This window comes from Larkinella humicola (genome assembly GCF_008727875.1).
Taxonomy (GTDB): Bacteria; Bacteroidota; Bacteroidia; order Cytophagales; family Spirosomataceae; genus Larkinella; species Larkinella humicola.
This window is the reverse complement of sequence record NZ_VTWS01000001.1, coordinates 228,235-250,542: the sequence shown is the minus strand read 5'-3', so window position 1 is coordinate 250,542 and position 22,308 is coordinate 228,235. Positions and strand designations below refer to the sequence as shown.

General features: G+C 53.4%; 21 protein-coding genes and 1 tRNA gene. 13 read left to right on the top strand and 9 right to left on the bottom strand.

From position 1 onward, the window contains the following. Nucleotides 1-293 precede the first annotated feature (293 nt). Genes F0P93_RS31420 through F0P93_RS01165 form a run of 5 tightly spaced genes read left to right on the top strand, consistent with a single transcriptional unit; the run spans nt 294 to nt 3,796 of the window. Entirely contained in the window at nt 294-467 is a 174-nt protein-coding gene (locus F0P93_RS31420) for a hypothetical protein (protein ID WP_191908702.1), read from the top strand. Then, the gene (locus F0P93_RS01180; protein WP_150874554.1) at nt 448-3,030 is read left to right on the top strand and encodes a WD40/YVTN/BNR-like repeat-containing protein; all 2,583 of its coding nucleotides are present in this window, start codon (nt 448-450) and stop codon (nt 3,028-3,030) included. The genes F0P93_RS31420 and F0P93_RS01180 overlap by 20 nt, the downstream gene beginning before the upstream one ends. 23 nt (nt 3,031-3,053) lie before the next feature. Next, the gene (locus tag F0P93_RS01175; RefSeq protein ID WP_150874553.1) at nt 3,054-3,308 is read left to right on the top strand and encodes a hypothetical protein; all 255 of its coding nucleotides are present in this window, start codon (nt 3,054-3,056) and stop codon (nt 3,306-3,308) included. 17 nt (nt 3,309-3,325) lie between these two features. After that, nucleotides 3,326-3,577 carry a hypothetical protein gene (locus tag F0P93_RS01170; protein ID WP_150874552.1) on the top strand — a complete coding sequence of 84 codons (252 nt, stop codon included), beginning with the start codon at nt 3,326-3,328 and terminating at the stop codon, nt 3,575-3,577. Nucleotides 3,578-3,595: 18 nt separating this feature from the next. Then, nucleotides 3,596-3,796: a hypothetical protein gene (locus F0P93_RS01165; RefSeq protein ID WP_150874551.1), complete on the top strand. Its 201-nt coding sequence runs from the start codon at nt 3,596-3,598 to the stop codon at nt 3,794-3,796. Nucleotides 3,797-3,933: 137 nt separating this feature from the next. On the opposite strand, the gene F0P93_RS01160 is transcribed toward F0P93_RS01165, so the two are convergent. From F0P93_RS01160 to F0P93_RS01130, 7 genes are all read right to left on the bottom strand, one after another. After that, entirely contained in the window at nt 3,934-5,049 is a 1,116-nt protein-coding gene (locus tag F0P93_RS01160; RefSeq protein ID WP_150874550.1) for a caspase family protein, read from the bottom strand. 11 nt (nt 5,050-5,060) lie between these two features. Further along, nucleotides 5,061-5,819: a hypothetical protein gene (locus tag F0P93_RS01155; protein WP_150874549.1), complete on the bottom strand. Its 759-nt coding sequence runs from the start codon at nt 5,817-5,819 to the stop codon at nt 5,061-5,063. Next, on the bottom strand, nt 5,816-7,327 hold the full coding sequence (locus F0P93_RS01150; RefSeq protein WP_191908701.1) for a LamG-like jellyroll fold domain-containing protein: 1,512 nt from the start codon (nt 7,325-7,327) through the stop codon (nt 5,816-5,818). Before F0P93_RS01150 ends, F0P93_RS01155 begins: the two co-directional genes overlap by 4 nt. 363 nt (nt 7,328-7,690) lie before the next feature. Continuing rightward, nucleotides 7,691-8,440, bottom strand: coding sequence for a LytR/AlgR family response regulator transcription factor (locus tag F0P93_RS01145; protein ID WP_150874547.1), 750 nt, complete (start codon nt 8,438-8,440; stop codon nt 7,691-7,693). Beyond that, on the bottom strand, nt 8,440-10,065 hold the full coding sequence (locus F0P93_RS01140; RefSeq protein WP_150874546.1) for a sensor histidine kinase: 1,626 nt from the start codon (nt 10,063-10,065) through the stop codon (nt 8,440-8,442). Before F0P93_RS01140 ends, F0P93_RS01145 begins: the two co-directional genes overlap by 1 nt. A gap of 196 nt (nt 10,066-10,261) precedes the next feature. Further along, nucleotides 10,262-10,345 (bottom strand) — tRNA-Leu (locus F0P93_RS01135). 156 nt (nt 10,346-10,501) lie between these two features. Beyond that, complete coding sequence (locus tag F0P93_RS01130) at nt 10,502-11,740, bottom strand: ABC transporter permease (RefSeq protein ID WP_150874545.1); 1,239 nt, start codon at nt 11,738-11,740, stop codon at nt 10,502-10,504. A gap of 96 nt (nt 11,741-11,836) precedes the next feature. Here F0P93_RS01130 and F0P93_RS01125 point away from each other — a divergent pair, with 96 nt between their 5' ends. The 7 genes from F0P93_RS01125 (at nt 11,837) to F0P93_RS01095 (ending at nt 19,029) form a co-directional block, all read left to right on the top strand. Further along, entirely contained in the window at nt 11,837-13,099 is a 1,263-nt protein-coding gene (locus tag F0P93_RS01125; RefSeq protein WP_150874544.1) for an asparagine synthetase B, read from the top strand. Nucleotides 13,100-13,416: 317 nt separating this feature from the next. Continuing rightward, entirely contained in the window at nt 13,417-13,797 is a 381-nt protein-coding gene (locus tag F0P93_RS01120) for a cupin domain-containing protein (RefSeq protein WP_150874543.1), read from the top strand. 111 nt (nt 13,798-13,908) lie between these two features. Next, nucleotides 13,909-14,667: a hypothetical protein gene (locus tag F0P93_RS01115; RefSeq protein ID WP_150874542.1), complete on the top strand. Its 759-nt coding sequence runs from the start codon at nt 13,909-13,911 to the stop codon at nt 14,665-14,667. 32 nt (nt 14,668-14,699) lie between these two features. Continuing rightward, nucleotides 14,700-16,025, top strand: a complete 1,326-nt coding sequence (locus F0P93_RS01110) for a glycosyltransferase (RefSeq protein ID WP_150874541.1) — start codon at nt 14,700-14,702, stop codon at nt 16,023-16,025. Between the two features lie 114 nt (nt 16,026-16,139). Beyond that, a complete protein-coding gene (locus F0P93_RS01105; RefSeq protein ID WP_150874540.1) occupies nt 16,140-16,679 on the top strand; it encodes a hypothetical protein in 540 nt (179 codons plus the stop codon). Between the two features lie 10 nt (nt 16,680-16,689). Further along, a complete protein-coding gene (locus F0P93_RS01100) occupies nt 16,690-17,643 on the top strand; it encodes a hypothetical protein (RefSeq protein ID WP_150874539.1) in 954 nt (317 codons plus the stop codon). Between the two features lie 117 nt (nt 17,644-17,760). Next, complete coding sequence (locus F0P93_RS01095) at nt 17,761-19,029, top strand: glucuronyl esterase domain-containing protein (protein WP_150874538.1); 1,269 nt, start codon at nt 17,761-17,763, stop codon at nt 19,027-19,029. Between the two features lie 190 nt (nt 19,030-19,219). Here F0P93_RS01095 and F0P93_RS01090 read toward each other — a convergent pair whose 3' ends face one another. Together F0P93_RS01090 and F0P93_RS01085 are read right to left on the bottom strand one after the other, a co-directional pair. After that, complete coding sequence (locus tag F0P93_RS01090; RefSeq protein WP_191908700.1) at nt 19,220-19,669, bottom strand: helix-turn-helix transcriptional regulator; 450 nt, start codon at nt 19,667-19,669, stop codon at nt 19,220-19,222. Nucleotides 19,670-19,843: 174 nt separating this feature from the next. Continuing rightward, on the bottom strand, nt 19,844-20,911 hold the full coding sequence (locus F0P93_RS01085; RefSeq protein ID WP_150874536.1) for a DNA/RNA non-specific endonuclease: 1,068 nt from the start codon (nt 20,909-20,911) through the stop codon (nt 19,844-19,846). Nucleotides 20,912-21,018: 107 nt separating this feature from the next. On the opposite strand from F0P93_RS01085, the gene F0P93_RS01080 reads away from it, so the two are divergent. Beyond that, nucleotides 21,019-22,254 (top strand): BaiN/RdsA family NAD(P)/FAD-dependent oxidoreductase, encoded by a 1,236-nt coding sequence (locus tag F0P93_RS01080; RefSeq protein ID WP_150874535.1) that lies wholly within the window; start codon nt 21,019-21,021, stop codon nt 22,252-22,254. Nucleotides 22,255-22,308: the final 54 nt, after the last annotated feature.

Sequence of the window (22,308 nt, the reverse complement as noted above, 5' to 3'; positions counted from 1 at the left end):
GTCAGCCCAGCCATTCCGATTGCCCGGCTCCGGATTAGCCCTAAATACTACTATTTTTTCCATCTATTCTTATACAATCTTTTAACCGCTCCCTCAAAACTTAGCGGCCCATTTTGATAATTACCATTACCTTGCTGTCGGTTAATGCGTTATACGCAGACTCTCCTCAACCGTACCCATCACCGACCGTCGATCTGGTTTGTCCCCTGAAATCGGGTGGACATCTGGGCGATTTCTGTTTTTTCCTGACCTGTTTTCTGACGATCATCCTCTATCCACTAATCAATCATGCTATGACCAAACGACGAGCTGACGAGCCGGACAATAAAGCAGCCGAACGTCTGAGACAATTTAGAGAAGCCCGTGGTATTCCGGAAAATTACCCGGAAGAAGAAACTGAATCTCCCGAGAAGAAACCGAAGAAACCAACCAAAACGACTCCGTCAGATGAAGGGACCGAAGGATGACCTCTTGAACCCGACCGACCAACCCGCTCCTGCGGTTCGGGGACGGGCCACGCTTCCCAAGCCACTCACCAGTAAAGTGCTGCAACGATTGCTGTACTTTTCGGAAGAGCGCGGTCTGCCAATCACGGAAGCGGTGGCCGACGAGAAACCGAAAGCAAACCGTCGCCGTTCGGCCACTGCAGCCCTTTCGGTCGAAGGCCCACCGGAAGTGGTTTCGAGCTATGCTCAGGCGCTGGTCGATGCCGCCCTGGCCCTGCAACCCGCTCTTGTTGAACCGGCAGAAACCGAAAACGGTGAGTCAGAACCGACCGCTGCCATCAAAACCCTTTCCGGCCCATCCCTCTCACCGCCTACCGGTTTTGGCCCACAGTGGCGGTTTTTGGGTCCTACGATGATGTCGAACGGGCAGACCTACGGAGAAAGCCGGGTAGTTGTTTCGGGTCGGATTGCAGCAATTGCCGTCGACCCCTCCAATGCCAATCACATTTTATGTGGCGCGGCAAGCGGAGGCATCTGGGAGAGCTTTAACCGGGGAACCTCCTGGAGTCCGCGCACGGATTATGCCGCCACACTGACGGTCGGCGCACTGGCCTTCAATCCGTCGGCTCCGGCCACGGTGTATTGCGGCACGGGAGAAGGCAATTTTTACGCCTGGCTGGGTGCCGGGTTGCTGCGCTCGACCAACGGCGGCAGCACCTGGACGATGCACGCAACAGCGCCTTTCGTAGGGCAGGGTTTCTATGATTTGCTGGTCGATCCCGCCAACGGCAACCATTTGCTGGCGGCCACCACCCACGGCATTTATGAATCCACCGACGGCGGAACGGCCTGGACACTCCGCCGGTCGGGACGCTGCTGGGACCTGGCCGCCCATCCTTCCGGTGGTGCCACGGCGGAGGTGCTGGCGGGTTGTCAGAGTGGGCTTTTCCGCTCCACGAACGGCGGTCAGACCTGGGCGGCTGTTGCCTTACCGGGGGGACCCACGGCCTACGACCGGCTAGCGGTGGCCATATCCCGTACGAATCCGGCCGTTGCCTACGCGTATGGCGCAGCCGGGACCACCCTGTTTCTCTACCGCAGGGCCAGTACGGGTACCTGGGCGCGTATTACCGGACCGGCGGGGTTGTCGACCGGGCAGGCGTGGTATGACTGGTTTCTGGCTGTAGCTCCCGATACGGATTCGGAAATTTACCTGGGGGCCATTGAAGCCTACCGTGGAAACCTGTCGGGCAGCACCTGGACCTGGGTGACGATTTCCAACAAAACCGGTGACGACATCCACCCCGACCAGCACGCCATCACGTTTGATCCCACCAATGCCAACATCGTTTATGTGGGCAACGACGGCGGATTGTTTGTGTCGCCCAACCGGGGTACCAGCTGGACGTCGCTCAACAACGGTTTGGGTATTACGGAGATCGAATACATGGCCCAGGATTACGGTTCGTCCCGCTGGCTGATGGCCGGAACGCAGGACAACGGCAGCATTCGCTACACCGGCAATCCGGCCTGGGATCACATTGCCGACGGCGACGGGGGCGACTGCGGGGTACACCGCACCGATCCAAACGTGGTGTTTCATTCCTACTACAGCATGGGCATGGAGCGCTCCACCACCCGGGGAAATTTCGGATCGTTTGGCTGGATCGGCCCTAATGTTCCCGATGGCTACAATGCCCTGTTTTATCCGCCGATGGAAGCTACTAACGACACGGTGGCCCAGGCGGGTCAGAGCGTGTACATTTCCCGAAACCGGGGGACCAACTGGACGGAGGTGGCCCTGCCCGCGGGTCAGGTAGCATCGGCCATGTACATTCCCAACCCCGATACGGTTTTTGTCGGAACCACAACGGGTCAGGTGTACCGCATCAGTTGGTTCGGCACGGCCTGGTCGTCGGCGACGGCCCTGACGACGCCCCGCGCCAGTGCTTATGTCAGTGATTTACACGTCAATCCGGCCAACCTGAACCGCATCTGGGCAACGTCCACCTCGCTGAGTGGTGACCGGGTGTTCCGGTCCGACAATGGCGGCAGCACCTGGGTCAACTGCACGGCGGGTTTACCCAATCTCCCCATCACGGCGGTAGAAGTCGATCCCGGCAATGCCAACCGGGTGTGGGTGGCGGCCGACGTGGGCGTCTACCAATCCCTGAATGCCGGGGCCTCCTGGAGTGCCTTTGCCAACGGTCTGCCGAATGCGCTGGCAGTCGATCTGCTCTATCATCCGCACGCCCGCGTGTTGCGGGTGGGAATGCGCAACCGGGGCGTTTGGGAAATTCCGGTCGATGGCTGGCTGGCGGCCCCCATTTGCGGGGTGCAATGGAACGGCAGTTTGGCCCCGAACCAGACCCACCGCTGGTTTACGCATAGCTGGCCGGCGACCTGGCACATCATCTGGACCATTATGCCCACCTCGCCCCTGCCCGGTGCTCCGCAGGTGAGCTGGAAAGTACAGGTAGAACGGGCCTCCGCCGAATTTGTCACCTACTGGATCAGCGTCACCAACCACACCGGTTCTCCCGTCAGTTTTGAAGGCCGGTATGCCATATTAAGTTTCTACTAATCAACCTTTTACTATTCATACCGATGCGAACAGGAACACAATTTACCGGCACACTGGCTCCCAATCAGACCCACCGCTGGTTTACGCATAGCTGGCCGGTTGACTGGCACGTCACCTGGTATATGATGCCCACCTCGCCCCAGTCGGGAGCGCCCCAGATCGACTGGGACATTTTTGTGGAGCGGGCCAATGCGACGCACTGCACCTACTGGATTACGGTAAAAAACCTGACCAACGCGCAAGTTACCTTTGAGGGTCGCTACGCGGTTTTGAACTAAATTAACCGCCTATTCCCATGCGAATTACGATCGAAATCGATACCAAAGACCTGCCCAATGTGAGCGTAACGCCCAAGGTGGAAGTTCAGCAAGTAGAGGGCAACGCTTCCCGTTCGTCGGCAACCGACGCGGGTGCCGCCCCAGGCGCCGGAGTTGGAACGGAGGAGTCGCCAGCACCAGTCCCGCCAACGAAAGTTTCGGCCCAACCGGCGGCTGATATGACCTCGGCGGGGGGCGCACCCTCTCTCATGAATGATGTCCCATCCTAATCCACCGACCACAAACCCATGTATACATTGATCCGTTCGTTGCCGTGGTTCAGAATCGCGACCGAACAACTCCCGGCTTTGGTGGTGGCGATGCTAACGGCTGAGGTATTTTACAAATTCCACAGTTTTGTGCTGGAATGCCTCGCGTTTTTGCTGACGTGGTTCATCACCGACGGTTTAATCCAGTTCGGCCGCAAGCTGTTTCGGGCGAGGAAGTAGGTTTTTCGCCCACTGAGAAAGAATGCTGAATGAAAAATGATGAATGTTGAATGTAAAAGTGCTGACTTGGACGCAACTTTTACATTCAGCATTCATCATTTTTCATTCAGCATTCCCGTTTTTAAATTCTAAACACCTCACGGTTTGATAACGGGATTCAGGATGAGTTTGCCCCGTAACCGTCCTTCAATATAGGGCGGCTGCTGGAACCCACGCTTTTCAAGGCCCCGATCGATCCGGTCGATCAGTTCAAAAATATCCAGATTCGGTTCTTTGATGTTATTCACCAGTTCGCTGGTAAACAGACCGTTTTCATTGCCATCGCTGGCCGTTTTACCCGGTTCCGTGGCATACACGATCAAGGTTCCGACCGGCGGATTGATGGTGGTATAAACCGGTTGTCCGGCACTCCGCGTCCAGGAACGATAGGGATTGTTGCGACAGGCATCCCAAAAAACGAGGTTGGAACCATTGGGATTGGCGGTTTTCATTCGGGCCACCACGCGTTCCAGCGAGTAGCAAACGTACCGGGCGTCCACTTCAGTCGATGGATCAGCATCGGTGGGTTGAATAAAGTTCTGGTTATCCGCCATGATGCCATGTCCCGCGTAGTAGAACAAGCCCACGTTGTTGCTGTCTAATTCCGAATAAAATTTTTCGAGCGCCTGATCGGTTTCCCGGAGTTTCAGGTTTTCCAGAAGGGTCACCGTGAATCCCAGCTTTTCAAACTGTTCCCTCACGCTGCGACCGTCGTTGACGGGATTTTTGAGCGGGTGTTTTTCATAATTGGAATTGGCAACGATCAACGCCACCCGCTTCTGTCCGATGACCGTATCTTTTTTAGCTTCGTAAACGATGTGCCGTACCGTGGACGTGGTGGTCCCCACCGAGTTGGTGGCCATAATTTGCAGGACATTGTCGCCAGCCTGAAGCAGCACTTCCTGGGAAACCTGTTCACCGCACACCAGGCGTTTCATGCCCCGCTGCTGACCAAACGTTTTCCCGTTGACGACCACACGATGTTCCTTCAACGCTTCAAAGGACTGAACACAGGCCGAAACCGTGAAAGCTGGTTGTTTCACCTGCAGGTAATCAGTGCCCGGAGATTGCCAGGTAATCACCGGAGGCAGATTTTTGGGCGCTTCTCCCTTCAGTTTCAGGGGTTGACTTTTTGCAGAAATCACCGTGGGCGACTGGGCTCCGGCCAGGAAATGGACGGTTAAGCCGCCCAGAAGGAGTAGTATTTTTTTCATACAGGGTGTGGTTAAATAGTTCGACGAATGCCAATAAGGGGTGTATTGCCCTGAAAGCCCAGGGTAAGCTGATTGGATTTCCTGCGATTACGACTCCCCTTAATGGCGCTATAAATGACATCCGAAACCAGAATAAGGGCTGCGGCACGGGTCGCAATCAGGTATTGATGGCGCAACTGGTTTGCTTTCGTAAAATATGGTTCTGCCTGGTTTTCATACGGTTGGGACTCATAAATCGCATACTGGTCCATCGCCTTGCTTCGCTGCATGAGCCCATACACGAGCAAGCCCCCGTAGGCAACCGTGATCAACGGGCGGAATCCAATCTTTTTATGCGGTTGAACCAGCACATTGCCGAGCCCCGGAACCAGAATCGAGAGCAGGGCATTGGCGGGGCCGCCCCCCAGATCTGGTGGCGCTAGCTTGACATTGACGACCACCTGGACTTCATCTTCCGCCAACAAACCATCCGCCTGAATATCCCAGTAAACGATTTTTCCCTTGCCGGAACCAACGCCTTTGCCAACCGCTCCGGTCACCGACCGGGCGATTAAAACCCGGTTATTTTGATTAACCGCCTGAATATAAACCGAATCATTTTTTACCAGACTTTCTACATCATACGTAATCTTTATCCTGGTTTCCTGCTGTTCGATTTTAACGTTGGTAACTGTAACCTGACGGGTCGACTGACCCATGGCCGGAGTCAGAAAGAAAACGCACAAAACGACCAGGGCATAGAACATCGTTTCATAAAATATCCTTTTCATAAAGCAAACAGAGATTGAACGTCAACAAGGGTTAAAGCCCGGTTATAAAATCGCAATTCATCCACACTCCCCTGAAATTTATTCGGAAAAGCCTGGCTGAGTAACCCAAGCCGAACATCACCACCCGGGCAATTATCGATGTTCGAAATCGGCAGATTTTCCCGACTGGTTACCAATTTTCCATCGAGGTATAATTTCAATGAACGACCTTCATAAACACCCACGACATGGTGCCAGTTGTTGAGCCATTGGGTGACGGTATTGCTCGCATTTTCCCACCCGGCTCCCGAAACACAATTGCTGTTTTGTTTGACATCGACGTTCAAGACATGGCTGCTTGAATTGCCCGCCAGGGGACGAATGCTGATGCCATATTGCTCATCTCCACCCGTATAACGCGACTTCACCAGCAACTGCATCGGCTGGCTGACCGTTCCCGTTGGTTTTACCCAGAAGCTGACCGTCATGGCATTCGTAAACCGCAAAACAGGGTGATCCGGAATCTCAACAAAGTCATTGTCACCATCCAGGAAAACCGCGCTGTTGGGTGCCTCTTTCCGATCCGTTGTCGAGGGCGGTTGATTCACCAGTTTTCCGTGATTGCTACCCGCGAAATCATTCGCATTTCCGTTCAAGGGATAATACGCGACCAGTCCGCTCGTAATTGATGAAGCCAGGGTATTGAACGTCAAAACCGCCCCGTATACCGTACCGACTGCGTTGATGGCAAAGGCCCGGTAATAATACAACGTATTGGCCTGAAGGCCGGAAACGGTAAAATCGGCTTTGTTACCGGGCAACGAAGGCGCAATCCCCTGCGTATCCGTATTGAATGTCTGATAAGTACCCGTTTTGCCCGGGTCCGTAGAGGTAGAAGACACATACACCCCATAGCGCGTTAAAACGGGGGTTCCCGGGTTGGTCAGCGACAGGGACAGGACAGCACTAGTACCCGTTATGGCCGTGGCCGCCAGGGTGTTGACGACAGGCTGGGACGTGGTTAAAAACGTCTTGACGACGCCATAGGAAGTACCGGCTTCATTCGTTGCGAATGCCCGTACATAATAGAGGGTGTTGGGGAGTAATTGAGCGGCCTGAAAAGTCTGGTTATTACCAATTACCAGACCCGTTTTTGTAGAAAGAACGGTGGAATTATCAACATCCGGAACACCCACTACGTTCGAATAACACACGCCGTATTGCGAAATGGTGGCATTCCCAGCATCATTTACTTTTACGCCCATTATCGCCGAAGTACTGGAAACACCCGAAGGATCGAGTGTCGTGACGGAAGCTAAAGAGGCATTGGTTAGTTGGGTGGTCAGGGTCGCGTTGTACGTATCTCCGCAAGGATTTTTAAGCTCGGCGTTGACGGTATACGTACCTGCTGCCGAATACGTAAAGGTCTGCTCCCGTTCGGATGAGGTGACGGGATTACCGGCGCCAAAATTCCAGGAAACCGTGGTAAAATCGCCCTGAATATCGACGAGTTTATAGGTTACCCTCAATTTTTCAGCCGTAAAAGAAATTCGGGCCGAAGGCTTCGCGCAGGATTGAAATGATTTCCGCTCAAAATCCCATCCTTCACATCCAAAGAGAAAAAAACAGATTATACTAAAATACGCCGGTAGCCGTAAATTCATACCAAAGAAGTAAGAAAAAATTCTTATATACTCCGCAATACTTTTTTTATAAGTATTTATAGCGTATAAAATTACGACAACTTTAATGCAGTTGGAGAATATTTTCCGTTTTTATTTTTAACGGATAAGTGTGCTAATTCTTGATTTAATGACAAGGTAGGTAAAGACCTGGACTATTGTTTTAAAACAACCTGATTCCCTGTTATTCGACCCGGCGTACGCCCGGTTTTATGACAAACGCAGTGCTTTTTTCAGCTCTTCTTTTTTAGCCCTCGAAATGGGCACTTCGGAGCCATTGGTCAACACCAAAAAGTCGCCGAACTCTTTTTTCCAGCTCCTGATAAATTGTTTATTCACCAGGTGTGATTGATGGCAGCGCACAAAACCGTAGTCTTTCAACAACTCATCGTACCCGAAAATGGGTTTGCACACCAGCAGGGCTTCCCCATCGACCAGGTAAAACGTCGTATAATTGTTGGACGATTCGCAGCGGATGATTTCACCGGTTTTTACAAACCGCGTCTCCTTTGCCGTCGCCAAAGCAATTCGCGGCTCTTCGGGCGGCTGACCCGCCTTAAGGAAGTGCATCAGGTTTTGCAGGAGTTGGTTCTGTGCTTTCAACTGCCGTTGTTGGCGGGCTCTTTCCACGGCTGCCTGTAATTCGTCAATCGCAACGGGTTTCAACAGGTAATCGACCGCAGCAAATCGCAGGGCCTGGATGGCAAATTGATCATAGGCCGTGACGAAAATCACCGCAAAGTCGTAGGCAGGCAGACTGCGCAACCAGTCGAATCCGTTTTGTTGGGGCATCTGGATGTCCAGAAAGACCAGATCGGGCTGGAGAACGTGCAGTCGGTTGGTAGCGGTTTCCGCGTTCAGGGCCGTGCCAGAGACTTCCACCTGCGGACAATACGCAGCCAGCAGGGCCTGCAGATTCTCCAGATTCGGTTGCTCGTCGTCGATCAGCAGTGCTTTCATCAAAACCATGCCCCAAAGGTAAGGGTTATCTGCGTTCCCGATGGGGTGGCTTTTTGAATGAACAAGGTAATTTGCCCGTCGGAATGGAGTTTGTTCAAGCGCTCAATTCGGTCGCGGGTGAGGCTCAATCCCAAACCGTTACCGGCTTTTTCTTCCGTAAAACCGCGACCATTGTCGGTGATGGCCACGGTCATGACCTGATCCAACCGACTGAAAACCACAGCAATCACCCCTTTTTTCTGTTGGGAAGCGACGCCGTGTTTGACCGCGTTTTCGACCAAAGGCTGTAAAAGCATCACCGGGATAGCCGTTTCATATACATTGATTGCAATATCGGCGCGGATGGAATACTGAAACCCAAACCGGAGTTGCTCCAGCTTCAAATACGTGTCCAACATCTGGATTTCTTCGTGTAGGGAAAGCTCGTTTTTGTGAGCATGATGGAGCGACTCCCGCAGCAGCCGGGCAAAATCGGACAGGTACCGGTTGGCCCCTTCAATGTCCTCTTTGTTGATGAGGCCCTGGATCGAGCTGAGGGCATTAAAGACGAAGTGCGGATTGAGCTGGGCGTGGATCGCCTTCAGTTCGAGCTGCAACCGGTTTTTATCAGCTTGTTCCAGCCGGGTTTTCCGCCGTTGCCGGATGAACAGGAGCAGAAATAAACACGCGCCTAGTAAAACCGATGAAAAAATCACCGCTAAAAGAACGAACTGGTTTGATTGATACCAGGCGGGTTTGACGTCAAAGCGGTATTCGGTCACATGCTGTGGCTGAGCCGAATACCGAATTCGGATCGTATACGCTCCGGGGGGACAATCTTTGATCCAGATAAAACTGTTGTTGAACGCATTGTCTCGCCAGGGGGTGTAAACGCTGCCGGTTCGGATCAATTCGTACTGAATCTGTTTTTTACTGAACTGACCCTTTTCGAGCGCAAAAATCAGGTTTTCGTTTGTGGATGGCACCGTAAAAACCGGGGGAAAACTACCCGTGGATTGCCGGTCGGGCAGCCAGGGCGATTGCAACTTCTGAAAAAACTCATCGATGGTTTCGGACGTATACACACTGGTGATCACCGGCTTGACCGACTCCCAGGCCACCAGCGAAGTCGCCACAATCTGGTTCTGTCCGGTGTTTCTGACATCCACGATCAGCATCTTCCCCAGCCGGGTTCTATAACCGCCCAGGTAAGCCATCGCCGGCATCCCCGAATCGTGGATCAGGGTTGAATCGGTAAACCGCTCGATGCCATGCCAGGGAACCAGCACCCGATGGCCCGGATATTCCATCACCCGAAACTGGTATTGCCAGGCCATTTGCGGACCCACGCCGTGCAGAAAGAACTGCGCCCGCGCCGTATCGAACGTGGTGCGGGCCACGAAACCACGGGGCCGTTCCCGTTGAAAAATCGGGTCTTTCTCCAGAGCAAGCACATGGCGGCTCTTGTCCCGGATTTCCCAGAATGCGTTGTTCTCTTTTCGGATGGCCAGGATCAAGCCCACCGCTGAGGACTTGTTTCCGACCTCAGCCGAAAAACTTTGGGAGTAGTCGCCCCAATTGATTTGCGCCTGGACTGAAGTCAGGGTCAGGCACCCTGCGATGATGGCGAAGATGGTCTTTTTCATGTTGTCGAATTTGAGACATCAAAAAAAGGATCTTTTTTAACCATCGTGTTGGGCAATGTGAATTTGGTCAGTCTCAGTGTGAATTCGAACCAGCGATCAGATTACACTACAATTTTTCGTGTTTATCCGCGAACTATAACAAACCAAAAACACCTTACAAATCACTGAAAATCAGCTCTTCGTAAGGTGTTACTTGTACCGGGAGCCGGACTCGAACCGGCATGCCCTTGCAGACATTGGTGTTTGAGACCAACGCGTCTACCGATTCCGCCATCCCGGCATTCCTACGGCGCGTGTCGCTCAAGCGAACGTGGGTGCAAAAGTAGGATTAATACTGAATAAAGAACCATTTATACTGAATATTTTTTTAGGGTTTGTCTCATCCAACAGCCTTTCTAACGCTTATTTGAAGGGTTTTGTCCTCATTGACAATCCGTTACTCGTACCGCAGGGCTTCAATCGGGTCGAGACGGGACGCTTTGAAAGCCGGGTAAATGCCCGAGAATAAACCAACGGTCACACACACCAGAATGCCGACGGCCATCCAGAACCAGGGCACCACGAAGCTGCCATTGCCCTGACTTACTACCGTCGATATCAGGTTACCGATTCCGATGCCCAGGATTATCCCGCCAATGCCGCCCATGATGCAAATGACCACGGCTTCGATCAGAAACTGCTCCCGGATGCGTTTCGGGGTGGCTCCCAACGATTTCCGAATCCCGATTTCGCGGGTGCGCTCCGTCACCGACACCAGCATGATGTTCATAAGCGCAATGGCCGCACCCAGCAGCGTGATAAAACCAATGCCAAAGCCGCCGATCCGGAGGTAGCTGGTGATGTTTTCAAAGTCCTTCGCCAGCTCGTCGGCCCGCTTGATTTCAAAGGTGTCGGGTTTTCCCAGCGGGTCCCGGCGAATCTGGCGCATCAGGCCCCGGGCCTCGTCGACCGCCGTTTCGGCGTCGGCCATGTTGGGCACCGACCCCGTGATGTCGAAGGTGAGCGTCCGGTTGGCGGCCATGGCCCGGGCATTTTCCAGCGGCACCAGTACCATGCGGTCGTCTCCTCCCCCCGAAAAACCGCCTTTTTTCTCCAGTACCCCAACGACTTTGTATTTACCGCCCAACACACTAATCTCCTTATTGAGCGGATTCTGGCCCTTATCAAACAGGGTGGTCGCCACTTCGTTACCGATAATGGTTACGTTGAGCGAATTTTCGAGGTCATTCAGGGAAAAATTACGGCCCGACTGCATCTTCAGGGCTTTGATGCCCATGAAGTTATCATCGATACCGATCAACTGCACGTTGGGATTGGTCTTCTTGGAAGCGTATTTGATCTGGGCGGCTCCGGTCACGGCGGCATACACTGCAATGTTTTCGCCCTGCTGAAACCGCCGTTTAAAGGTCATCGCCTGGTGGTAGTCGATCGGTGGAACTCGTTTTTCGGACCGACCGCCAAACCGCCGGTACATTTGCGGTCCCTGAATATCGAACGTATTCGCCCCCAGTCCGGCAAAACTGTTATCCACCGAGCTCTGAATACCGTCGATGGCCGTTAAAATCCCAACCAGTGACGTGATTCCGATGGCAATGATCAACGAGGTCAGAATGGTTCGCAGGCGGTTGGAAATGATGGAGCGCAGTCCTTCACGGATATTTTCGAGGAGATTCATAGCGTGTCAGGGTGAAGATTTAGCATAAAATTTGCTTATCTTCGTTGAATACGAGTACGTACAAAGCTACTTAAAACAGCTAAAAAACGATTACCGATGAAAAGGCTGCTATTACCGCTCATCCTGATTTTGGCATTGACGACCCCGGTTTGGGCGTCGAAAATCCTGATTCCAATGGATGAAAGTCAGAAGAATCACCTCAAGGCGTACGGCATAGCCTACTGGGTATTACGACAGTATGATACCGAAGTGGATTGGTTGCTGAATTACCGGGGGGGCAGTTTCATGATGCCGCACACCCAGAAATTTGTCAACGAACTGGTGATCCGGGGCGTCAGCTACGAGGTCATTTCCGACGCGCAGGGCGGGCAGATCATCGCCGAGGTGTCGTCGCCCGATGCCAACATGGATGCCGTCAAATTGCAGAAAGCCCCCAAAGTCGCCGTCTATTCGCCCAAAACCAAGCAGCCGTGGGACGATGCCGTGACACTGGTTATGAGTTACGCCGAAATCCCATACGAAACGGTTTTTGACGAGGACGTGATGGATGGCAAACTGGCGCAATACGACTGGCTGCACCTTCACCACGAAGACTTTACGGGACAGTATGGCAAGTTTTTCCAATTTCGCGACCAACCCTGGTACCAGGCCCAAAAGCGCGAATCGGAGCTGATTGCGAAGAAATACGGCTATACCAAAGTGTCGGAACTGAAACGCAACGTGGTTAAAAAAATCCGGGATTATTGCCTGGGGGGCGGTTACATGTTTGCCATGTGCAACGCCACCGATACGTACGACATTGCACTGGCGACTCAGAACACCGACATTGCGGAGTCGATTTATGATGGCGATGCCGCCGATCCGGCAGCCAACAGCAAACTGGATTACAGCCAGACCCAGGCTTTCCGCAACTTTCAGGTCTACATCAATCCGTATCAGATCGAGTTTTCGAACATCGACAACCAGCCCGAAGAACGCGGACTGATCGAGCAGAACGACTATTTTACGCTGTTCCAGTTTTCGGCTAAATGGGACCCCATCCCGACCATGCTGACCCAAAACCACATGAACATCATCAAGGGGTTTATGGGCCAGACCACCGCCTTCAAGAAAGGATTTATCAAACCGGAGGTGGTGATTCTGGCCGAAAACCGGGCCGCTAACGAAGCCCGCTACATTCACGCCCCCTACGGCAAGGGCTTCTTCACGTTCTACGGCGGGCATGATCCCGAAGATTACCGGCACGAGATCAACGAAGAACCGACCGACCTGAACTTACACCCCAATTCCGCCGGTTACCGTCTGATTTTGAACAACATCCTGTTCCCGGCGGCTAAAAAGAAAAAGCAGAAGACGTGAAATGGGTTTAGGGTTTACGGTTTATCGTTTACGGTGGCTGACGCCTGCTTGCCAGTTCATAAACAATAAACCAAAAATGCGAAAAGCGGGTATGAAGCGGATGCCGCTTCATACCCGCTTTTCGCATTATATACCCCCGTGCGCAGGGCATGTTGAGGGAACGGTTTCACGCCTGAAAGTTTCCAGTTCAGGGGCGAAAGTTACGTGTTCATGGACAAGAGCGTTGAAAAAAGTGCGTTAGTCTGCCACCTTTGACCCATGAAGTACACAACTTCAGGTTATTGGTAAACAACAACAACATCCATACTCGGAAACTCATGAACCCTTTTGCCACCACTCAGGCGACGCTGAACCTGTCGCACGTCGCCATCCGCGAGGCCGATCTTGACCTGTCTTCAACCTGCGGCATAAAATACTGGTTTTTGCCATCGCTGCCGGATTCGAAAGTCGATACGGGCGTGGTCTGGCTGGCGGCTGGAGCCAGCGGAACGGCCCTGCACACCCACTCCGAAGAAGATGAATATTTTTCGGTTGAATACGGCGAACTCGAAATCTTTTGTGGCAACCGCTGGATTCGCCTGACCGCCGGCCAGTCGCTGACCATTCCCGCCGGAACCCAACATACGTTACGGAATCAGTCGGGCCACTCCTGCCTGTACTTTTATAGCATTTCACCCCAATTTGCTTCGCTGATCTAGCGGCCTTTTGTCCCGCCTTCCCCTGCGGGTTTGGTTCCAACACCCACTCCCAAAAATGGTGTACCGGAACCGTAGTGCTTCTGTTTTTTAACCATCCAACAACCAATACGCATGAACGCCAACCCGACTACGCTGAACGCAACCCTATATTATAAAAAAACTGCCGGATGGCTGGCCATTCTTTCAGGAATGCTGGGCTTCGGTTCGCTATACATCGGGAGTTGGGCAACACACTTCAATCCGGATGTTTTCACGGATCTGGGTCTGGTTCTGAGCATTCCGAACGTCAGTATTGCCGGGGTGCGCTGGTCGATGATCTGCGATATGCTGGGCTATTACCTGCTCCTGATTCCGACACTTTTTTACCTGCACAGTGAGTTAAAGTCCCGGACACCCTGGGCCGCCGTTGCTACCTATTGCGGGGGTGCATACCTGCTCATCGGCGCCATTGGAGCGGCTATCCTAGCAACCGTCAATCCTTATATCCTGACCGCGTATTCCCTTGCTTCCGAACCCGATCAGATCGCACTAAAATACAATTACCTAATTATAAACGAACTGGTATACGGTGGCTTATGGAATTTACTGGAAGAACTGCCCGCCGGTATCTGGTGGCTGATCGTCGGAATCGCACTTCGTCAGGCGTCGGCAGCACTCGGCTGGGTAACGGTTATACTGGGAATCTGCTCCCTGGCCGATAGCGTCGGCGAGATTCTGGGCATCAAAGCCATTGCCACCATCGGCCTGAACGGGTATTTAGTGCTGGCTCCGGTCTGGGCCATCTGGATGGGCATTCTGCTGATCAAACATCGTCAGGGATTCTTTTCAACGGGCCAGATTCCGGGAAGGAAGCCCCTGGCAACGGTCTAAACAATTTACGCTTACCAACCAAACAACAACTCATGAACGCCAAAAAAATCCTCTTTGCTACCATTCCCGCCGATGGTCACTTCAACCCGCTGACGGGCCTTGCCAAACACCTGCAGGAACGGGGGCACGACGTTCGCTGGTATACCGGCGGATCGTACCTCACCAAAGCCGAAAAGATCGGCATACCGGTTTTTCCGTTCAAAACCGCCCAGGTAATCAACCAGGAAAATTTCGAAGATCTGTTTCCTCAACGGCGGCAGATCAAAGGAACCATCGCCCGGCTTCGGTTCGACATCAACCAGGTCTTTCTGAATCGTGCGCCCGAGTTTGTGGCAGACATCGTTGAACTCTATCAGGAGTTTCCGTTTGAACTCCTGGTTTGCGACGCCCTGTTTACGGGCGCGCCTTTCATCAAACAGTTGCTCCATGTGCCGGTAGTGACGATCGGCATCGTTCCCCTGACCGAAACCTCCCGCGACCTGCCACCTGCCGGCATGGGCCTGGAACCGGCAACCGGTTTTTGGGGGAGACGCAAACAGGATGTGATGCGGTATGTGACCAAAAACTTCCTCTTCAAACCGTGTACGGACCTTTACAACCACTTTTTGATCCAGCACGGGCTGGCTCCTACCCAGGATTTTGTGTTCGATTCGTTCATTCGCAGTGCCGATGTGTACCTGCAAAGTGGCGTGCCCGGTTTTGAATACGTCCGACAGGATATGAGCCCGAATGTCCGGTTTGTCGGCCCGCTCCTGCCCTACACCCGGGGTGCCCGGAAACCTTTCCAGCACTACGATACGCTCAAAAAATACCGCAAAGTGATTCTGGTGACCCAGGGAACCGTTGAACGCGACCCCGAAAAAATCATTGTTCCAACCCTCGAAGCGTTCAAGGATTCGTCGTACCTGGTGATTGCCACCACCGGCGGTTCGCAAACGGAAGCCCTCCGGGCGCGGTTTCCACAACCCAATTTGATCATCGAAGACTTCATCGATTTCAACGAAATCATGCCGTATTGCGATGTTTACGTCACCAACGGCGGCTATGGCGGGGTAATGCTGAGCATTCAGAATGGTCTGCCAATGGTGGCTGCGGGCATCCACGAGGGCAAAAACGAGATTACGGCCCGGATCGGCTACTTCAAACTCGGCGTCAACCTGAAAACGGAAACACCCACGCCCGACCAGATTCGCACGCAGGTGAAAACCGTCCTGAACACCCCCGACTACCGCCAGCGCATCCTGAAAATGCGGGATGAATTTGCAGAATACAGTCCGAATGAATTGTGCGAATACTACATCGCGGAGGTTCTGGGCGAATATAAAAGTACGGTTTCACACCACACCACAGCCTACTGAGTGAGTGGTCGGGACGTGTCGTGATTTGCGTGTTTTCTGCGTAAAATGACACGTCCCGCGCCGTTTTTTGCCCGTACCTTTGCCTCCAACAAACAACAACTACGACGAACAAAAATGAAAAAATTAACACTCCTCACGATTCTGGCGTGGCTGATTGCCGTCGCCCTGATGCCTTCTGCCAAGGCACAAACCATTGAACAAGGTACGAAACTGATCAACGCCGGAATTGGCCTCGGTACGTATACCTACCGGGGATTGCCCATCGGTGCCTCCTTCGAGTACGCGGTCAAAGATAATTTTTCGGTCGGTGGCTCCTTCGACTTTGCCCGCTACGGGTACAACAGCGGGGGGTACAAATGGAATTATACGTTTCTGTTTTTTACGGCCCGTGGCACCTATCATTTTGGCGAGCTCCTGAACGTCGGCGACTCCAACTTCGATCCTTATGCGGGCCTCTCGCTGGGTGTCCGAACCTCTTCCTACCGCGATTCCTACGGTTCTTCCAGCGATTATTACAGCCCCTACGGCAATTCCCTGTTCCTTGGTCTTCACCTGGGTTCCCGGTATATGTTCTCCGAACAATTCGGCGGTTTTGCGGAAGTGGGTTACGGCGTGGCGGTTCTGCGCGTGGGTTTGACGGCTAAAATCAAGTAATCGACCGGCAATGAAAAAGAACGTATTTGCAGTAGCGTTCCTGGTGGTCGCCGGTGGGTGGTGGATAGCCGCCCGTCCCGGCGACATTGTGACCGACCTGGGTCTGACCACCGAACAGGTTCAGGAAACGACCTTTACCAATGTCACGTCTGAAGAATTCAGCATACCCTATAGCTACAAGGTTCGGCAATTGGCCAAGAAGATTCCAGAAGGCTCCCGGGCAACCGCCGTTCAGGCGCTGGGGGCCGTGGTACGGTCGTATGCCAGCTCGGCCGACTTTAAAAACCGCTATCAGGACTGGCTGAAAAATAAATACCAGATCAGCGACGACCAGACGCGCGACGCTGCCCAGAACCAGAGCACCACGATGAACGATGTGAAGTCGGCCTATAACCAGCAGGCGGCCATGGTTCAGAATGCTTACAGCCAGATGCCGCCGTCGGCGCTGGCGATGATGATTCAAAGCCAGATTCAGGTGGCGCAACAGGAACTTTCGGAAACCGAGGGAACTGAAAAGACCGCCAAGACGCAGGAAATGATGGAATTGAAACGGTTGCAGGCTCTGTCGAAAACGAAACCCGAGGAGTTCAAGAAACAATACGTGGCCCACTTCGACAAAATGCTTCAGCGGGAAATGGCGAAGAACATGGGCAAGGTGGAGAACGACCTGAACGAATCGAAGCAGAAGGCTCAGGAGTATCAGAAACGACTGGCCGATTACAAAGCTGCCCCGTCGGTCCATGCAGCCCTGAAACAACGCCTGACCGATTTCATTGCCCTGGCTGGCACCGTCGACTTCGACGCCCAACTCACCAAACAGGGCTACAAAATGGAGTTCGTCAATCCGCAATACCGCAACCAATCCAGTCAGTGGAAGCTGTTGTTTCGGATGGGTAAAGAACCGGTTCTGGCCGCGCGCTCGTTCGCTCAAACCTGGGTGAATGAACTGGAAAAGAAAAAGTAAACGTTGGTACTTAATTTTTCAGGTAAACTGCAGAAATTCTGCTGACACTGTCGGCAGAATTTTCTCTTTTTAGCGGACGTCTTGAGCAAGAGCCGGAAAATGAGTAAACTGCACGCCATGAAAACCGCTCTTTTCGCCCTTTTCCTGCTAGCTAACAGCCTTTTCCTTCGGGCTCAGAGTCTGCCCCTGCCTGATCCGTTCACGTTGAAAGACGGGCGACGGGTCACGTCCGTCCACCAATGGAAAACCGTACGACGCCCTGAGTTGCTGGCGATGTTTGCCCATGAGATGTACGGTCAGTCGCCCGCCAAACCCTTGCAGATGACGTTCAGGGTGTTCGATACCGATCCGAAGGCACTGGGCGGAAAAGCAACCCGCAAACAGGTTGCTATTTTTTTGAACGGACAGGCCGACGGTCCGCGGATCGACGTGTTGCTGTACATCCCGAACCAGGCTAAAAAACCGGTTCCGGCCATTCTGGGGCTTAACTTCTGGGGAAACCACAGCATCCATGCCGATCCCGGTATCCGGATTTCGCCGAGCTGGATGGAGTCGAGCCGCCACAATCCGTATGTCGATGTTTCCTGCGTGGTCGATCACCGTTCCACCGAAGCTTGCCGGGGCATCAACGCCCGGCAGTGGCCCATCGACAGCATTCTGAGCCGGGGGTATGCCCTCGTGACAGCCTACCGCGAAGACATTGCGTCCGACGAGCGGGCCACCGGCTTTTCGACGGGCGTTCACCCGCTCTATCCCGACTTTCAGAAGCAGGGCGATAATTTTGGCACCATAGCCGCCTGGGCCTGGGGACTGAGCCGGATCATGGATTATTTGCAAACCGACCCTGCCATCCAGGCCAAACGGGTGGCTTTGTTCGGCTGGTCTCGGTTGGGAAAAGCAGCTTTGTGGGCGGGAGCAACCGATGAGCGGTTTGCAATGGTGCTCAGCAACGAGTCGGGGGCGGGTGGGGCCAAGCTGTTCCGCCGGGGCGTGGGCGAAAACATCCGGAGACTGAATACCGTCTTTCCGCACTGGTTCTGCGGCAATTTCCGAAAATACATGGATCAAGACACGCTACTCCCCTTCGATCAGCACCTGGTGATTGGCCTGGTGGCCCCGCGACCAGTTTACATCGCCAGTGCCGAGGACGACAAAGGCTCCGACCCGGCGGGGGAATTTGCCTCAGCCCAAGCGGCCGATGCGGTCTACCGGTTTTTAGGAACCGATGGTTTGCCTACGCAGACGATGCCCGCCCTCAATGTGTCCGTTCAGGGCCGGATTGGCTACCACGTCCGGTCGGGTGGTCACGATGTGTTGTGGTACGACTGGGCTCAGTATCTGCAGTTTATGGACAGGCATTTCAAAACTGAATACCGTAAACCGTAACCTAACGTGAGCTATGAGATTATTGACCCCGGAGGGGTCAGATGTTAATGGTAAATCGGTATTTTAAGAACTCCAGGCGTGCCTCCGGCACGCCTGGAGTTCTTAAAATACCGATTTACCATTAACATTACGTGCCTCTGGCACTTAAACAACTGGTAGGCAAGGGCATCATCTCATAGTTCGCGTTAACCTAATACGTCGCCAGTTGATAGGCCTTCGGGTTGTGTCCCGTCCATTTTTTAAAAGCCCGGCGGAACGAACTCGGTTCGTCATACCCCATAACAAAGGCAATTTCGTTGATGTTATGCTGGTTGGTGCGGATCAGACGCAGGGCAATGTCCCGGCGGGCGAGGTCGATAATTTCGCGAAACGTAACGTCCTCTGCCTGCAACCGGCGTTGGAGCGACCGTACCGACAGTCCCAGTTCGTCGGCTACATCTTCAATCTGGGCGGTTTGTTGGTTATCGAGCCGACGCAGCACGATGGCGCGGGATTGCTCGGCGAGGGGCTGGGTTTGCAGATACCCCGTTCCGTATTCCATCGCCTGACACACATGATCGTATAATTCGTTCGGATTGATGCCCATTCGTTGGCAAATGGCCTCGACGTGGTCTTTATTACCGTTCAGAGCAATATTCAAAATCGTTTTTAACGAGTTAAAAGGAGTCGGTCCTGCGTACATGTCGATAAACGGGATGGGTGAATTACTTAAATCGGTTACAAGTAATTCAACTTTGATCGACAGGGAAACGCAGAAATCTTTAAAGTGCAGGAATCAGTATCTGAAATGGTATTTTAGGGTGCTCAACCGCTATTAGAAACTGAACCAGTTTTCCATGACCTGCGAAGGCCGGGCGCTTTCCAGTTGCTGTTCCATTTTGTCAGGAATCGTGGGAAAGAAGTCGATCCCGGTACGTTTTTCCACCTCATCGACCGTAACCACAAACTGTTTCAGGGAGCGATCCGACTCCTCGTTTTTCATCAGAAAAGCAATCATGCGAATGTCGGGGTTGTTGCAGTACAGGATCACTTTGTAGTAATATTCCGGAACGGCGACCTGGTTTTTCTTGCCGATGGTCGGCAATCCGGGACGCAAAACCGGCCCCGTAACCACATACAGCCCTTTGTCGCGCAGCGCCCAAACCCGTACCTGCTCTTCCAGTTTTTTCCAGATGCCCCGGTTAAAATTCGGCGCCTGCGGACTGATGTTGCTCATGTAAAACGTTTGCTGCATCATTTCTTTCGAAAACTTGAAGTCGCCCGCCGGGGCCAAGTGCCCCCGGTCGTAGCCCGACCGGGTATAATCCGACGAGAGTGCGGAGCCGGTTTCGACCAGCGGATCGGGCTGAAACTGCTCGTTTTTGCGGTCGGCGTCGCCCAGAATCTCGTCTTCCAGCAACGGATACGACACCCAATCGGCCTGTTCGTATTCTTCCCGATAGCGCAGCGTATAACCGTCGTGCCGAATGATGGCGTCGGTGGGCTGGAAAGCGGGCAACGTAAAATCAACGACTTTTTCAAAATCAAACAGCTTCTTTCGGTCACTTTTTTTCGGAACGACCAGCGTTGACCGTCCCTCCGCCTTCGCTTTTTCCAGCATCGACCGGTCGTCACTCGCTTCGGTATCGGTATTGTCCGTGGCCACTTCCGGCGTGGGTTCGGGCGCCTTGTAGGGATTTCCCTGCGATTCATGGCGGGGCGATTTGAGGCCCACCAGACTTTTGACATCGTTCCAGAAAGCCACAACGGGCTCAGTCCGACCGCCGTAGTGGAGAAACAGCCCAATCAGAAAAAAGACAAACAACAGCAGCAGCGTATTGCCCCGCAACCGAAATCCGCGCTGGTGATAGCGTCGGGCACGAAAAGACGAACGAAAAAACATGGTGCTAAGTTACGAATACAATCCAAAGAGAACTGACGATAATTGTTACCGAATACAAGATAAAGGTTATTAATTTTGTCTTTCTTGCCCACTCCCAGTTGAACCGCATGCCAACCTTAAAAATTGTCGTTATCGGTGGAGGTGCTGCCGGTTTTTTTGGTGCCATCACAGCCGCCGAAACCTTTCCGGATGCCGAAATCACCTTACTCGAAAAAAGTAAAACCGTCCTGAACAAGGTCCGGATTTCGGGCGGTGGACGCTGTAACGTCACCCACTCGTGTTTCGATAACCGCAAACTGGTCAAAAACTACCCGCGCGGGGAGACTTTTTTGCGCCCGCTCCTTAAACAGTTCGACGCCACCGCCACCGTAACCTGGTTTGAAAGCCGGGGCGTCCGCCTGAAAACAGAAGCCGACGGCCGCATGTTTCCGGTTACCGATTCGTCCGAAACCATCATTTCGTGTTTACTCCAGGAGGCCGCCCGGTTGAAAATCCGGATTCGGACCAGTTGCGGAGTCAAAACGATCACCCGCCCGGACGATCAATGGCAGATCGAAACCCTAACCGACGAAACCCTGCCTTCTGACCGCATTCTGGTGGCCGCTGGCGGTTATCCGCAGGCGGTTTCCTACGGCTGGATTCCGGGACTGGATGAACCCGAAAAGGAAACGCTCGTTCCGCCGGTGCCGTCGCTGTTTACGTTCAACACCCCCGACAATCCGTTGCTGGCGCTGGCGGGGGTTGCCGTGCCGGACGCGGTGATGCGCATTACCGGCACCAAGCAGGAACAACGTGGGCCGGTGCTGATTACACACTGGGGATTCAGCGGCCCGGCGGTCTTGCGGCTTTCGGCCTGGGCTGCGCGCGATCTCGCAGCGATGCACTACCGGCACGAAATCCGCATCAACTGGCTCGGTGCCCTGAATGAAAACCAGGTTCGGGAACAGATGCAGACCTTTCGGCAGCAACATCCGAAAAAGCAGGTAGCCACCCAATCGCTCTTTGGCTTGCCCGCCCGCCTGTGGTTGGCACTGGCCACCGAAGCCGGTATTTCGCCAACCGAACGCTGGGCCGAACTACCCGCCAAAGCCCAGAACCGGCTGATCAACCTGCTGACCAACAACACCCATGCGGTTTCCGGAAAAAGTACGTTCAAGGAAGAATTTGTGACCTGTGGCGGTATTCCCACCGACAATGTCAAGCCCGAAACGCTCGAAAGCCGGACGCAACCGGGACTGTTCTTTGCGGGCGAAGTCCTGAACATCGATGGAATTACGGGCGGTTTTAATTTCCAGAATGCCTGGACCACGGGATATGTCGTGGGAAAAAACATTGGATTGTAAGCATGATCCGTGTTAGAAATTATTCCTGATAATTTAGTTTCGCGTTGGCTTTCG